The sequence below is a fragment of the Flavisolibacter nicotianae genome, from assembly GCF_003628535.1.
GTDB classification, from domain to species: domain Bacteria; phylum Bacteroidota; class Bacteroidia; order Chitinophagales; family Chitinophagaceae; genus Flavisolibacter; species Flavisolibacter nicotianae.
This window is the reverse complement of record NZ_RBCI01000011.1, coordinates 1-14978: the sequence shown is the minus strand read 5'-3', so window position 1 is coordinate 14978 and position 14978 is coordinate 1. Positions and strand designations below refer to the sequence as shown.

Here is a 14978-nt window from a genome sequence, read left to right as displayed (position 1 = left end):
TACTATTTATTTTACATATAAGCCCTTCTCTGTTTTACGCAGCGAACCCAAAGTGCTGAACATCTCTAATATACTTTCAATTTGCTGTTGCCGGGCTTCCCGAGCAGGTTTCTTTGCTTGTTTGAATTGCTTGTTTAAATCACCAGCAGAAACAGGCTGCTGATATTGTTGTAGAAGACGCTGAACAACTTGTGCCTGCTCGGCCAATGTTTTCGGCCATTCGGCTGCTTCCTCGCTTGCTTTTGCAGCTTTGGTGTCAATTGCTTCAACGTTGATGCCTGATTGCTGTACGCCGCCAGGGTTCTGGTGTTCAGGGCGAATCCAGCGCACCAAGCCACGGGCTTCTTCCGCAGCCCTTTCCCCGTTAAGCGCCATCAGTTTTTCGAGGATTTCTTCTTCTGAAAGATTTGCTGGCCAACTATAAGCAGCGGCCGTTGCCACATCAAGTTCATTATGCATTTGCAGGAGAATGCTGACGAGACCCTGTTCGTTAATTTTTTGCTCTTTAGCATTCAATGTTTCACCGTTTCGGAGTTTTTCCAGCACGTTGTACATGTCAGTGATGGTAAGTGTAGGATGCAAGGCCTGGCGTTGCTTGCGATGAGCATCGAGGCGTTCAGCAATGGTCCGGATTTGTTGCTTCTGAAATTCTGTAGCGTCAGGAAAAGGGAAAGTCTCGAAGCAACGAGTTTTATCATAAACTAAATCGTTCCCTACTCCCAAACGACTTCCAGTTGCAGCGGACCAGCTAGAGTGAATATTTGAAGCCAAAATTCCTAAAATGTATGCATCTCCAGAACCAATAGCAATCAGCTTATCATCGGGCATGATTTCGCCATTGAGAAAAAGAAAATTTCTAAACTTTGATGTTTGTACCGTTACGATATATCGTGTCAAACCACTGATGGCACTCCGTAGCTTTTCGTTAGAACGTGCATGTAGCCACCAGTTCTCACGTCTAACTTTGTCCTTGTTCTCGTCACGTTCTGGTTTAACTCGTTCAAAAAGCCATTGGTATATTGCAGGGTATTCATTTCTTAATCCGATGTCAGAAAATCCGTAAGTATCGATTACGTAAACGTTCCTTGAACTTTGGTTTATATCTCTTCCATTCCGGTAAGGCTTAATGATTGATTTATTATTCTTAGCATCTAAAAGTTTTGCTTTGACTTCTTCACTAACAATAAAACCTTCTCCGTGAGGAATTATACCTCTAGCGCTTACATCTTGATTAGCTTTTAGTGGTATTGCCGATGATAAATCGACGCCTGTCTTTAAATCGGAGTGAATTACACCTGTTTTTGTAACGAATTTGACTTCAATATAAAAGTCTCCTGACTCTTTTTCTCCAACAACTAAATCCAGCCTGCCATTAGAAAATCCATGTTTTACAACTGTCATAGCAATTCGAACGTCTGCACCATCGTTGCTATCAACCCAAGGATGGTCAGGTATAGCATAAACTATTGCAATCTTATTTACATCTTCTAAAAAGTCTTGGAGAACTCTCCGGTTAAAAGATTGTGTAATGCTATTTGTTGTAATGAATCCAAAACGTTCAATCTTCTTCAACGAAAGTAGTTGTCCAGCCCTGTACCACCAATACATTACAAAATCGGCGCTATCTGGAACTGAACCTTTGTATGCTAACCTCAATGCTTCTGTATATCCATCGCCTAAAGCTTCCCGCATTCTTTTGTTTCCAACAAAAGGCGGGTTACCCACAACAAAGTCCGCTTCTGGCCATTCCGCAGGTTTCGGTTCAACATAATCATACAACGATGTTCGTGCTGTTTCATCCGGTACTTCCAAACCGGTTACCGGATGCTGTTTGGTGGTGTGCCCATCCCAACGGGTAATAGGATTTCCGTTGCTGTCAAGCCTTGGCTTTCGGCTACTATAACTAAGCACTGCATCCTGTTGCTTGATGTTTCCGTACTGCCGCAAGATTGGGTCTTCGAGGCGCTTTGCATTACCATGTGTGCGGAAGTGCCATTGCAGGTAACCAATCCAAAGCACCACATCCGCAATGGCGGCGGCTCTCGGGTTTACTTCCAGCCCAAGGAATTGCGCAGGGGTCACGGTGTAGCCGCCCGTCATGTCCAAGCCTAACTGCCTGGGAAAATGTTTCAGGTATTCCGCTACTTCCCCCTCAAGCCGTTTAAGATGCTCCAAAGTCACATACAAGAAATTTCCACTGCCACATGCCGGATCAAGTATGCGTACAGAGCAGAGCCGCCGGTGAAACTTTTCAATTTCTTTTAAGGCTCCTGTCTCATCCCCACTATTCTCGAGTATGGCCGATGCAGTTCGAGCCGCCTCCCATTCTTCCCGTAGCGGTTCAATAACGGTAGGCATCACTAGTCGCTCAACATAAGCACGAGGGGTAAAATGCGCTCCCAGCTTATGACGCTCCTTTGGCTGTAAGGCACGTTCGAGTAGTGTACCAAAAATTGCCGGTTCCACATCAGCCCACGTAGCAGAAGCGGCATCTATCAACAAATCCAATTGAGCTTCGGTTAACGGCAACGCTTCCTGGTTTTTGAAAAGAAAGCCGTTGAATTGCGGTATTGCCATTCGCAAGGCTGGGTCAAAGCCTCCCTTGTCCATGGTTGTCCAAAGAGCTTGCAAGGCATTTGGCAAGTATTGAAGGTTGTTGCGGTAGTCTTTCAGAAGTTGGGTAAAAGAACCTTCAGGCAGAAGGCCCACATCTTCAGCAAACATGGTAAAGAGGCAGCGCATCAGGAAACCAGCTACCTTCTCCGGCGCATGGCCTGCCGTTTCGAACAAGGCGGCTAGCTTTGCCAGCCGCTCGGCCAACTCCCGTGTCACCCTTGCGGCCCTTTTGCTTTGGTCTAATTCCAGAGGTGCCGTGAACAAGAGCCGTAGCCGTTCCTGAACCTTATCGTTGTGCAATTCAGAGAGGAAGATGCGGTACCGCTGCGGGTCCGGGAACGGAACATATGTTTTGCCCTGGCGGGCAAAGTCGGCGTAAAGGTCAATGCAGTATCCTACGTCCACGACTACTAGGAATGGTGGCCAGCCTTCCTCTGTTGGCAGAGATCGGGCATAGCGCAAGGCCTGCTCTTTTGCCTTTTTCATTTCTCGTTCCCAAAGGCGGGTTTCACGGGTAGCTGTACCAGCCTTGGTTTTGACTTTTGCCGCTCCAAGCATTTCTGCCTCGCTAACAGTTGCCTTATCGGCGCCTTGCTTGGCTTCCATAACAAAGCAGTGCTGTTTATAGAGGTCAATAAAATTGGTCGTTGTTTTGCCCTCACCATCGTCAAAAATTACGGGACGCTCAAAGGTGTAGGATGCCTCATACACTTTATCAGTTGCAGGCTTTGGCTTTTCTACACCAAGTAATTCGCAGAGTTCTGTTAGGAACGGTTGAAAATTGGCCCGCTCTGAGGCTCCGGAGGCTTTCCAGCGGGAAATAAAGCTTTCAATTGGGGATGATGCGGCAGCGATTGTACTCACAAGTTCAGTTGTTTTGGAGGTTATGCGTGAGGGTAAATTTACAGAATGGAACGTTTCATCGCTCTTTCCAGAGTTAGTTGGTCTTTCAAGGCGTAATAAAGAACCAGGAAATACCAAACCATCCCTGTCGAAAATAAACGCTAACGTCATCTTTCGCCTGAAGCCGGTTGTACAATGCTTTTGAAACCGACACGTCATCCTCCTTCGTTTGAGGTCCCCAAGGCGTAAGCGACACATAGTACGTGGTTGTTTTGCCCGAGCTAATGTGTTTCCCGGTAACCTGTGCATGGTAAACTGACGTGGTGGAATTATCCCATGTGCAGTTGGCCGTTACAACGGCACCAAAGCTATAGGCGAGCACCAGAATAGTGATGCCGAACGCCAAACCATAGTCCTTTGCCGAACGAAAGGTGAATTCTTTGCTTCGCACCAGCAAAACGGTCATGAACAGCCCTGCCAACATCAGCGTTCCTTTCCAAACATTACCGTATTGAAGAAGGTTAAAATCCATCAGTGCCCTGATGCAAAGTGCAAGGCTCGGGAAAAGCACACCGGAAAAAACACTGGGATAAGCGCTCTTCTTTTTTTCTTCCATGCGAATAAGTCCTTTGGAGCTTTTCACCAAAAGAAGACAAATGATGGGTAGCAAAATGCATAGAAAAATGACTACCTCGTAAGGCTGCGGTAAAAACCAGGTCCAAGCCGCAACCAATCCGCCGGCCCAGTTCAAGGCTTTTGCTTTTAAACGGGCTTTTCTTAGCTGTTCTTCCCTTTCCTCCACACCCATGCCAAGCGTTTCATCCGAAAGAATTTCGGCTTCTTCCGCAGCAGCCTTCTGCTCATCAAGGTCTGGAAAACGTTCCGAGAGCCAGGCCAGAATATCACCGGTGCCGCTGAAGTAGGTACTAACCTTTATTTGCTTCAAACTTTTATCAAAAGGCACAATGTAGATGTACCGATCATCGGTACGATAGCCTTCAATTTCGTGCAAGAGCAATTCCCGGTTGGTAAACACGCCTTTTGCATACACGCTGTCCTGCGTAATGACAAAGCGGCCCTTTACTGCATCAATGACACCAGCTACACAAACGCCAATCATTAAAAGTGAGATGGGTACTAAAAACCACTTCAGTTGGTCTGTGCCGGAGGATTTTGTATCCGGCAAAAAAGGCATCACGAGCAGATAAATAAAAACAGCGGCAAGCAAGGGCGCCATAATGTAAATAAACCAAGCCCACCCTTTTGATAGTTTGTACTCTTTCATAGTCAGTTAGTGCTGCAAAGAAGTGACTTCCCCTTCAATTATACAAGTAAGTCCCGCAAGAATTTGAAACAAATGAAAATCTTGTTTCCGGCAAGATGTCTGGAAAAGATTGTCCTATATAGAATATCCTTCCGTAACGATTGAAGATAGATCCACCAAAAAGAAGAAAACAGGTTTTATAAAGTCTTTTAAAAGATCAGGACAAAAAGGGCAGCGAAGCTATGGGCTGCCAAGGGAAGAATGCTGCAAAGTGCCAAAAGACTACGGCATAAAACAAAGCGGCTCCACTATTCCGTTAGACACGATTTATTCCGTTTCCTTTTGGCCAATCCACGGCAGCCCGCTTCCGGACAGCTTTCTTTTTGTCCTTTTTCTTTTAAAAGTTTTTTATGGTTCATCTGATCCACTTCGAAAGCAAACTGCATCATGCACAGCACTACATCGGTTTTGTGGAAGGTGATTTGGGACAGCGCATTGCCTTGCACAAAATGAGCAGAGGAGCCAAGCTGTTAGCCGCTGTGAACGAGGTAGGAATTGACTGGCATGTGGTGCGAATCTGGCGGGGTGCCGACAGGTCATTTGAGCGGAAACTCAAGAACTACAAGAAAGCCCGTTGCTTCTGCCCTCTTTGTGGCGGACACCTGTAAACTTCAAAGCATTTTTTCACTTTAAATAAACAGTTATGACAATCATTGGAAGGATCACGAAAGACGCCGCAGTTAACACACTGAAAGACGACCGCAAAGTGGTCAATTTTTCTATCGCTATCAACGAAAGCTACAAGCCCAAAGGTGGCGAACGGGTAAAGGTTACAACTTATTGTAACTGCTCTTATTGGTTAAGCGAAAAGATAGCGGAACAGCTAAAGAAAGGAACCCTTTTGGAAGTCATTGGTCGCATTTATGTTTCTGCCTATGTAGGCACGGACGGAACCGCAAAAGCGTCTCTCAACTGCCATGTTTCTACTATTAAAATCCACGCATGGCCCAGGGAAGTTGAGGTGATAGGTAGTGCGGCCCAAAACACATCCGCAACAGAAGCCGAAAGCGATGATGTTCCGTTCTAAATCTTTCCTGCACTGGCAGACTGCCTGCCAGTGCTTTTCGTTACGATTTATTAAACAAATCTGCAGAAGTACCGCCTGCAGTATAAAGATTAAAGCTGGGTAGCAATTATGGCACACAACATTAATTTTAATGAGCAAACAGGCAAACACAGTTTCTTTTCCGTTAACCAAATAGCATGGCACGGCCTTGGTCAAATCGTTTCAGAATACCCCACCAGTACCGAAGCAATCCAGTTTGCAGGATTGGACTACCGGGTAGAAAAACGCCGGCTTTTCACTTTCGACAGTCGCAACAGTTTTGGCAATGCAGATACTATTCAACCGTCTATTGAAGTCCCATCCTACTTTGCTACGGTAAGAACCGACAACGACGCAATTTTAGGGGTGGTCGGCAAAGATTATCAGGTCGTGCAGAATACGGACGCATTTTCATTTTTTGACAGCATTGTGGAAGGCGAAGGTATCCGGTATGAAACCGCAGGAGCGTTGGGGAAAGGGGAACGTATTTTTATCACGGCCAAACTGCCAAACTACATTCGTGTAGGTGGCGAAGATTTAGTGGAAAAGTACCTCTTTCTGACTACCTCACACGATGGCTTTGGAGCCATTACCGCTGCCTTTACGCCGGTCCGGATTGTTTGTGCAAACACCCTTAATGCAGCCATGCACAACCACACCAACAGTATCAAAATTCGTCACACCGCCAATGCAAAAGAAAGGCTGCAGCAGGCACACAGGCTAATGGGAATTTCCAACAAGCTTTCTACCGAACTGGAAGAACTATTTAACCAGTGGGTAAAAATACCAATCACAGATACAGAGGTAAAGAGACTCATTCAACTTGCGCTGGCCCCAGGGAAAGAGTCGTTGCACCATTTGGCAGCAGACAAAAGGGAAGCCTTATCCAAACAGTTTCAAAACACCTGCGAGGCGGCTTTCGCTTGTGCTTTGAGCAACTCCACCCAGCAAATGGAAACCACGAGAGGTACTCTTTTCGGTGCTTACAACGCTGTTACCGGCTACTATCAAAACGTAAGGAACTACAAGGACGGCGAAGCAAAGCTCAAGTCGATTGTATTGGGCGGTACCGCACAGCAAAGAGGCACAAAAGCTTTTCGGCTTTGTACGGAATTTATGCGACTTGGACGCAGCGCATTACATCTTAATTAACCACCAATTAAAAGGGAGGCGAAAGCCTCCTTTCATTTATTCCGCAATGTCCAAATCAAAAAAATTGCCGCCCTGCGGGCGGGCTCCTGTTGTTACAGATTTAGGAATGATAAAGACGGTTGGTTTTCACTGATTATTCAACAAAATTCGGCGCTCCCATTCAAAGGCTGGCAAGGAACTACGGCATAAACAAAAGCTTTCACATAAGGAGTTAGATGTGATTTATTCCGTTCCTCCTTGCGCCTGTTGAAAGGGAGCACCGGAGCATGTTCCATAATCAATTTTTTAAACCTCAAAAACGATAGATTATGGAAAAGAAAGCCCTTCTGGAAATGATGTCTCAAGTTGCCGAAGTGGAACTGATTTACAAGTCAAAAGTAAAAGCATCCGAACGCCCATTGATTTCTTCTTCTTTGGACGCATACAATGTCCTAAAGGAACTCTGGGAAGAAGGCAAAATTGACCTGGTAGAGCAATTCAAAGTCTTGTTCCTGAATAGGGCCAACCGAGTGCTATGTCTCTTTAATGTTTCTTCTGGTGGCATCACAGGAACAGTCGCCGATCCCCGCATTATATACACGGCAGCCCTGAAGGTTAACGCAGTCTCGCTTGTCCTCTCTCACAATCATCCCTCTGGTGCCCTGAAGCCGTCACGGCAAGACGAGGAGTTGACACAAAAAATCAAAAGTGCCGGCGCTTTCCTTGACATCAAAGTTCTTGACCACGTCATCCTTTCTTCGGAAGGGTATTACTCTTTTGCAGATGAAGGGCTCTTATGAGCCCTTTTTTTGTTCCAACCATAAGACTTTTTACTTTCATCTGTAACAAAAAGCCACCATCCTTTTTCATCTAAAAAAGAGCAAGTTTTTGATCATTTTTTCCTCGCCGTAATCAACTAAAAATTCGCAAACAAAACCACAGAGTTTTGTCAGTTATTGTGTGAAAAACTATATCAACTAAGCAAACAAATCCGCCGTACAAGCCAGCGAATTCAAACCAATTTGCAGCTAAATTCTTCCCCTTAATAAAATGCAATTCTGGTTTGTGCAGCCACTGACACCAACTAAATCACGCCAGCATTAGACTACCTGACCAAAGATTAGTCAGGTAAGTCAACGAAAAGGCACATTCTTTACGCTAATTTCAGATAATGGAAAAAGCTGATGGTCAACATTCCCAAACTAAGATTTAATCCGAATTTCTATTCGTTCACAGACACGCTTCAAACAGACATCCGGTAGATCAGTGTGCCGGATTTTGCCCACGGCAAGATGTACAAACGTGCCACGTTTGGGAAAATGCCCCTACGCTCGGAACTCGCTTTGGGGTGAGCTATCAGCCATTAGAATTGGTAAAGCCAAAATTGTGAAGAATGAAAAAAGAGGAGAAAGAAGTACGCCGGCATTTTGTCAAGACCCGCATGAACGATGCTGAACTCCAGACAGTGGTCAGGTTTCAGCGGCAAACTACCGAAAAAGACGTTAGCAGTTACTTGCGAAAAATCGCCCTTCAAAAGCCGGTCACAGTCACCTACCGCAACCAATCAGCCGATGATTTTCTGAAAGAAATGCTGCAACTCCGAAAAGAGCTAAATGTGATCGGCAGCAATTTCAATCAGGCTGTAAACAAGCTGCACATCCTCGACAAGATACCAGAATTCAGAATCTGGATCCTGCAGAATGACAGCCTTCAAAAGGCGTTGGTGAGCAAAGTGGAAGAGATACGCCTACGTATGAATCAACTCTACGAACAATGGTTGCTAAAATAACATTCCCGAAACGGGTGGAAGCAGCACTGAACTACAACGAAAACAAGGTGGACAAAGGAAAGGCAGCTTGTCTTTCCGCCAGCGGTTACTTGAGAGAACCAGGTGAACTGACCTTCTATCAGAAATTGGAAGGGCTGGAACGCTTCAACTCACTCAACGACAGAGCTACCACCAAGACCCTACATGTATCGCTCAATTTCGACACCTCGGAAAAACTGATTGACGAAAGGTTACTCCAGATCGCCAGTTGTTACATGGAAAAGATTGGATTTGGTGAGCAGCCTTACCTTGTTTACCGGCACCAGGACGCCGGCCACCCGCACATTCACATTGTCAGCACCACTATCAAACACGATGGCAGCCGCATTAACACGCACAATATCGGTCGCAATGCATCTGAAAAAGCCCGGAAGGAAATTGAACTTCGGTTTGGCTTGAAAAGAGCAGAAGCACTTCAGCAAAAAAGTGAAGCAACGCTTAAGCCGGCTGCTGTAGAAAAAGCAGTTTACGGAAATACTGAAACGAAACGGGCAATTGCCGGCATTGTGATGGCCGTTTTTCAATCGTACAGGTTTAACTCCCTTGCAGAATACAATGCGGCACTCCGGCAGTTTAACGTCGTAGCTGACCGGGGAAAAGAAGGTGGACGAATTTATCGCAACGGTGGGCTGGTTTACCGGCTTCTGGATGAAAGCGGAAACAAAGTGGGTGTTCCCATCAAAGCAAGCTCGATCCCCTGCTCTCCTACACTCAAGACATTGGAGCAGAAATTTAGCCAAAACGAGCCATTAAAATGGAGCGCAAAACTCCGCCTAAAAACCCTTCTAGATGACAGCTTACTAACAGCCGGCAGTTTAACTCAATTCAGTGAACGATTGGCAGCGCAAAACGTGTACCTGCTTCCCCCGCAAAACGGTGATGGGAAAGTCTACGGCATCACCTTCGTTGATAACCGAACCAAATGTGTTTTCAACGGCAGTGACATAGGCACGGCCTACAGTGCCGCCGCGTTGCAAAGCCGGTTGTCTAAAACGGAAGCAATACCTGCCAAAAAAACACCAGCAAATGAAAAAGACTTTTCGCAATGGCAAGGCGCTGGTGTTAGGAAACAACTTCTAACCGGTAGAAATGAGGGACTCAGCCGGGACATCGAAAAAACCCTCAACCAACTGCTTTCCTCAAAAGAACAATACGATAGTGTTTCCGGAAGCTTGCTACCCAAAAAACGCAAAAAGAAAAAAGGAAGAAATCCAAATTCATCACTTTAAAATGATCAAGTATGTCTGTTACAGGAGAAAATGAACAGGGGCTACGGAAGATAATAGACCTGACACGGTTTGCCAGCATTTTTGTTTTGCTGCTGCATATTTACTTTTACTGCTATGGTGCTTTTGTCCAGTGGGGATTGCGCTCAGAAATTTCGGACCGGCTGTTACAAAACATTGCCAATACGGGCCTCTTTTCTTCAGCCTTGAATTCAAAGGCGCTATCCGTTGGTTTGCTGGTGGTTTCCCTGCTTGGCTGGCAAGGCAGAAAAGACGAGCAAATCAGGCGGCGTTTGATTGCCGTTTATTTGCTGAGCGGTCTTGTTCTTTTCGTTGGCAGTGACGTCCTGCTTCATCTTGCACTTCCAATGTCCACAATTGCGAGTGCCTACATGGTTACCACTGTCACCGGTTTCTTACTCATACTTGCTGGAGGTAGTCTCTTAAGCCGGCTGGTGCGGAATAGCCTGCAAAATGATGTCTTTAATCACCTGAACGAAACCTTTCCGCAGGAGGAGCGGTTTTTGGGCAATGAATACTCCATCAACCTGTCGGCACGCTACAACCTCAAAGGAAAGCAGCGTAAAAGCTGGATCAACATCATCAACCCCTTTCGTGGGCTCCTGGTGATTGGCTCTCCGGGTGCCGGAAAAAGCTGGTTTGTGATTCAGCATGTCATCAAGCAGCACATAGAAAAAGGCTTTGCCATGTTTGTGTACGACTTTAAGTACGACGACCTATCCAAGATTGCCTACAACTGGCTACAAAGACACAAGGACAAATACGCCGTGCCTCCCTCCTTCTATGTTATCAATTTCGACAACCTTTCGCAATCGCACCGCTGCAATCCTCTGGACCCGCAAAGCATGAACGATATTACCGATGCCACCGAGTCTGCACGAACCATCCTATTGGGGCTAAACCGGGAGTGGGTAAACAAGCAGGGTGATTTTTTTGTGGAGTCACCTATAAACTTTCTAACAGCAGTGATCTGGTTTTTGCGCAAGTACGAAGACGGAAAATACTGCACCCTGCCGCACGTGATTGAGCTTATGCAAACGGACTACGAGGAACTCTTTCCGGTGCTCAATACCGAGCCGGAAATTGAAGTGCTGGTGAACCCGTTTATTACGGCTTATCAGAACGATGCCATGGAGCAGTTGGAAGGACAGGTTGCCTCTGCTAAAATTGGCATGGCCCGACTGGCTTCGCCGCAGCTTTACTGGGTACTCTCTGGCAATGATTTTACCCTTGACATCAACAACCCGGAAGCACCTAAGATTGTGTGCATGGCTAACAACCCGGAAAAGCAGCAGATTTATGGGGCTGTGCTCTCGCTTTACATCTCCCGTTTAGTTCGGCAGGTGAACAAAAAAGACCGGCTGAAATGCAGCCTGGTGTTTGATGAATTTCCGACCATTTATTTTGGAGGCATTGATAGCCTGATTGCCACCGCCCGGAGCAACAAAGTGGCGACCACCTTAGCCATGCAGGATTTCAGCCAGTTAAAGAAAGATTATGGCCGTGAACAGGCGGATGTGATTGTTAACATTGCAGGCAACATTATCAGTGGCCAGGTGATGGGAGAAACAGCCAAAGTATTGTCCGAACGGTTTGGGAAAATAATGCAGGATCGGCAGAGCGTTTCGATCAACAGAACAGACACCTCTATTAGCCACTCGAAGCAATTAGATAGTGCTCTCCCGGCATCCAAAATTGCCTCACTTTCTTCAGGTGAATTTGTGGGGATGGTCGCGGATAACCCGTATGAAAAAATTAGTTTAAAAATATTTCACTCGGAGGTGCTTAATAATTATCATAAACCAAAAAAAGAAAATAGTACATACATAAATATCCCAATTGTTTCAAGCTCAGATGCCCAAAGTGTAGGAGACACATTCTATCAAATAAAAATTGAAATTAAAAAGCTCGTACAGCAAGAACTAAAGAAAATCCAGAATAAAAATCAAGCTCTTGATTAAAACTAATCTTTGATCTTTCGTCAAAAACCATTTGCATGATATTATGTTGGTATCTCTGACATAGGAAGCCATAAATTTCCCTGGAAAAACATAGTAGATTATCAGCTAAAAGAATCCCTACTTGACTAGAAATATTACGATTATTGTATAAGAAACCAAGCTGTCAATAAAATCATCACTAGGATGCGAGGTTAAAATCAACAATGTTGCATTTAAGCTTTCAATAGCCAAGTCTTTCAAATTATCTTAAGTAGCAAATACTTAATCTCTACTCATTTCGTTTTTAACGCCCTAAGTTTGCACCAGATTTAGATTTTTTGTCTATTTCGTGTAAAATCATTATTCTTATTCCAAAGCCACCACTTAAGAATGGATCTTGTAGCTAAATTTTGGAATTTCTGTCATACTTTAAGGCATGAAGGTGTTGATTACTCCGATTATATCGAGGAGCTTACATATTTGCTTTTTTTGAAAATTGCCGAAGAAAGAAATATCTCAACACCTCCGGGTTGTGCATGGAGTGACTTAATCGACCCTGAAAATCAAAACCTATTACAAAAATACAATGAGGTACTAAATATACTAAGTAAAGAAAAAAACATATTAGGAGACATATTCACGCAGCCTATTGCTAAAATAAGGAACTCTTCAACGTTAAAAAAACTTTTAACTCTAATTGACGAAGAGAAATGGTCTGAGTACAATGAAGATGTTCTTGGCGCAATGTTCGAAGGATTGTTAGAAAAAGCTGCAAACGAGAGTAAAAAAGGAGCAGGGCAATATTTTACACCCAGGCCTCTGATTGAGACGATAGTTAGAGTCATGAAGCCAGACCCATTGGAGTCAAAAAACTTTAAAATTTCAGACGTTGCTTGTGGTACTGCGGGTTTTATCATTTCGAGCTTCGAATGGCTGAAATCAAAGGTTGAACTAAAAAGATTAACTCCTACTCAAAGAAAAAAAATATTCGAAAGAACATATTTCGGACAAGAGCTTGTTATCCGGCCGCGACGTATGGCACAAATGAACTTATACCTTCACGGCATCATACCTAATATTGTTTGGGGTGACACGATCTATGATCCCTTGAGTAGCGATAGATTTTCCTGCATACTTACCAATCCTCCATTTGGAAACAAAGGAGCGAACCAGGTTCCAGATCGGAAGGACTTTAAAATAAAAACAAGCAATAAACAATTAAACTTTATACAACATGTTTTTAGCTGCTTGGAAGATAATGGCCGTGCAGCTTTAGTACTTCCTGATAGCGTTCTTTTCGAAGAAAAAGCTGCCGAATTATGGAAGTATTTGATGCAATTGTGTAATGTTCATACTATCCTTAAATTGCCGTCAGGCACTTTTACACCATATGCGCAAGGTGTTAAAGCAAACGTGGTATTCCTTCAAAAAGGTTTGCCAACAAGTTCTGTTTGGATCTACGACGGAAGGAGTAATGTACAAGCAATAACCAAAAAAGACAGGCCATTACACAAAAGTCATTTTGAAGAATTCGAATTATGTTTCGGGGAAGATCCAAATGGCAAAAGTCGTCGGATAGACCAGGGTATGCAAGGACGATTCCGAGAATTCGATATAAACTTTATTAAAAACCGAAATTTCAAACTGGATATAAGTTGGCTAAAAGATGAAACAAATGAGAATGACTACGACGGTCTAACTGCACATAATATTATCAAAGACTCAATCGATGAAGTTCAAGAAGTATTAAATGATCTCAAGGATGTACTTTCCTTGCTTGGGAAATCAATATAAAAGTGAAGAGTAAAAAAGATTCAAATTTTCTGGTAAGCAGAAAAATACCTAATGGTTGGGCATTACGCAGTTTGGGTGAAATAGCTATTTGGAGTTCTGGAGGTACTCCTAGCGCATCCGTCAAACGATATTATAATGGCGATATACCTTGGGTTGTCATCGGTGACTTAAATGACGGTGAAATAAGCAGATCACAGAAGACTATTACTCAACTTGGTTTGGAGAATAGCAGCGCGAAATGGGTACCAGCGAATTCTGTTCTTCTTGCTATGTATGGCAACAGTATCGGCAAATTAGGCATCAATAAAATGCCATGTACAACAAATCAGGCAATTGCCTTTACAAGAAAAATCTTCGGCGGAATACCTTCCAAGTATATTTTTTATTATCTATTAAGTGAAAGAGACAAGCTCATGTCTCTTGGAAAGGGAGATGCCCAACAAAATATCAGCCTAGGTATAATAAATGATTATCCTATTCCTCTTCCATCACCAGAGATACAACATTTGATAGTAGATGAGCTCGAAGATCTGCTAGGAAAGCTTCAACAAGCACAAACGGTTTTAAACAAGATACCAGAAATGCTTAAAGCTGCAAAACAAAAGGTCATAGATGATGCTGTGAGCGGAGCCTTAACCAATGATTGGAGAAAGAACAACAAAAACGGAACTGGTTTACAATTGTTTAAACTCATAGTTCAGAAAAGAAGAACTGCCAATGGTGTTTTAAACTTCGAGGTAGACGAGATAATCCAGCAAAACGAAAAAATTCCAAAAACATGGCATTGGACCCGCCTCTTAGATATTGCTGAAATTTCAAGTGGCGTTACCAAAGGAAGAAATTTGAAGGGCAAACGTTTAATCAGAGTTCCATATCTAAGGGTAGCCAATGTTCAAGATGGATTTCTCGATTTAGATGAAGTAAAATCGATTGAGATATTGCCAGATGAGTTCGAAAAGTTTAAATTAGAGGCAGGTGACATTCTATTTACAGAAGGTGGTGATAGGGATAAGTTAGGCCGCAATGCAATTTGGAATAATGAGATAGATAATTGTATTCATCAAAATCACATTTTCAAAGCAAGAGTATGTCGGCTTCCCTATAATTCGCTCATTTGAAAGTTAGCAAAGGCGCTTAATTTTAAATGAGTAAATATGAAAAAATCAAACTTCACCGAAACACAGATTGTCAAGGCTATTCAAGAGCACGA

General features: G+C 43.9%; 11 protein-coding genes. 9 read left to right on the top strand and 2 right to left on the bottom strand.

Features of this window, described 5'->3' with window-relative positions; translation table 11 throughout:
* Nucleotides 1-6 precede the first annotated feature (6 nt).
* Both D6024_RS20825 and D6024_RS20820 read right to left on the bottom strand, forming a co-directional pair.
* Entirely contained in the window at nucleotides 7-3630 is a 3624-nt protein-coding gene (locus D6024_RS20825; protein ID WP_205573340.1) for a class I SAM-dependent DNA methyltransferase, read from the bottom strand.
* Complete coding sequence (locus D6024_RS20820; RefSeq protein WP_162944909.1) at nucleotides 3566-4744, bottom strand: hypothetical protein; 1179 nt, start codon at nucleotides 4742-4744, stop codon at nucleotides 3566-3568. The genes D6024_RS20825 and D6024_RS20820 overlap by 65 nt, the downstream gene beginning before the upstream one ends.
* A gap of 389 nt (nucleotides 4745-5133) precedes the next feature.
* On the opposite strand from D6024_RS20820, the gene D6024_RS20815 reads away from it, so the two are divergent.
* The 9 genes from D6024_RS20815 to D6024_RS20775 all read left to right on the top strand — a co-directional run bounded on the left by D6024_RS20815 (nucleotide 5134) and on the right by D6024_RS20775 (nucleotide 14886).
* Nucleotides 5134-5391: an endonuclease gene (locus D6024_RS20815; RefSeq protein ID WP_121356748.1), complete on the top strand. Its 258-nt coding sequence runs from the start codon at nucleotides 5134-5136 to the stop codon at nucleotides 5389-5391.
* A 35-nt stretch (nucleotides 5392-5426) separates the two neighbouring features.
* Entirely contained in the window at nucleotides 5427-5810 is a 384-nt protein-coding gene (locus tag D6024_RS20810; RefSeq protein WP_121356747.1) for a single-stranded DNA-binding protein, read from the top strand.
* A gap of 108 nt (nucleotides 5811-5918) precedes the next feature.
* On the top strand, nucleotides 5919-6980 hold the full coding sequence (locus D6024_RS20805) for a DUF932 domain-containing protein (RefSeq protein ID WP_121356746.1): 1062 nt from the start codon (nucleotides 5919-5921) through the stop codon (nucleotides 6978-6980).
* A 308-nt stretch (nucleotides 6981-7288) separates the two neighbouring features.
* Nucleotides 7289-7759, top strand: coding sequence for a JAB domain-containing protein (locus D6024_RS20800; RefSeq protein ID WP_121356745.1), 471 nt, complete (start codon nucleotides 7289-7291; stop codon nucleotides 7757-7759).
* A 593-nt stretch (nucleotides 7760-8352) separates the two neighbouring features.
* Nucleotides 8353-8748, top strand: coding sequence for a plasmid mobilization protein (locus D6024_RS20795; RefSeq protein ID WP_240410110.1), 396 nt, complete (start codon nucleotides 8353-8355; stop codon nucleotides 8746-8748).
* Nucleotides 8733-10016, top strand: coding sequence for a relaxase/mobilization nuclease domain-containing protein (locus D6024_RS20790; RefSeq protein ID WP_121356744.1), 1284 nt, complete (start codon nucleotides 8733-8735; stop codon nucleotides 10014-10016). The genes D6024_RS20795 and D6024_RS20790 overlap by 16 nt, the downstream gene beginning before the upstream one ends.
* An 11-nt stretch (nucleotides 10017-10027) precedes the next feature.
* The gene (gene mobC, locus D6024_RS20785) at nucleotides 10028-11995 is read left to right on the top strand and encodes a conjugal transfer protein MobC (protein ID WP_121356743.1); all 1968 of its coding nucleotides are present in this window, start codon (nucleotides 10028-10030) and stop codon (nucleotides 11993-11995) included.
* A 369-nt stretch (nucleotides 11996-12364) separates the two neighbouring features.
* Nucleotides 12365-13768 (top strand): class I SAM-dependent DNA methyltransferase, encoded by a 1404-nt coding sequence (locus D6024_RS20780; protein ID WP_121356742.1) that lies wholly within the window; start codon nucleotides 12365-12367, stop codon nucleotides 13766-13768.
* Nucleotides 13769-13770: 2 nt separating this feature from the next.
* A complete protein-coding gene (locus tag D6024_RS20775; RefSeq protein WP_162944908.1) occupies nucleotides 13771-14886 on the top strand; it encodes a restriction endonuclease subunit S in 1116 nt (371 codons plus the stop codon).
* Nucleotides 14887-14978: the final 92 nt, after the last annotated feature.

Excerpts from the sequence above, each read along its gene's own strand:
- D6024_RS20825 (WP_205573340.1), bottom strand. The coding sequence starts at position 3,630 with ATGACGTTAGCGTTTATTTTCGACAGGGATGGTTTGGTATTTCCTGGT.
- D6024_RS20820 (WP_162944909.1), bottom strand. The coding sequence starts at position 4,744 with ATGAAAGAGTACAAACTATCAAAAGGGTGGGCTTGGTTTATTTACATT.
- D6024_RS20815 (WP_121356748.1), top strand. The coding sequence starts at position 5,134 with ATGGTTCATCTGATCCACTTCGAAAGCAAACTGCATCATGCACAGCAC.
- D6024_RS20810 (WP_121356747.1), top strand. The coding sequence starts at position 5,427 with ATGACAATCATTGGAAGGATCACGAAAGACGCCGCAGTTAACACACTG.
- D6024_RS20805 (WP_121356746.1), top strand. The coding sequence starts at position 5,919 with ATGGCACACAACATTAATTTTAATGAGCAAACAGGCAAACACAGTTTC.
- D6024_RS20800 (WP_121356745.1), top strand. The coding sequence starts at position 7,289 with ATGGAAAAGAAAGCCCTTCTGGAAATGATGTCTCAAGTTGCCGAAGTG.
- D6024_RS20795 (WP_240410110.1), top strand. The coding sequence starts at position 8,353 with ATGAAAAAAGAGGAGAAAGAAGTACGCCGGCATTTTGTCAAGACCCGC.
- D6024_RS20790 (WP_121356744.1), top strand. The coding sequence starts at position 8,733 with ATGGTTGCTAAAATAACATTCCCGAAACGGGTGGAAGCAGCACTGAAC.
- mobC (WP_121356743.1), top strand. The coding sequence starts at position 10,028 with ATGTCTGTTACAGGAGAAAATGAACAGGGGCTACGGAAGATAATAGAC.
- D6024_RS20780 (WP_121356742.1), top strand. The coding sequence starts at position 12,365 with ATGGATCTTGTAGCTAAATTTTGGAATTTCTGTCATACTTTAAGGCAT.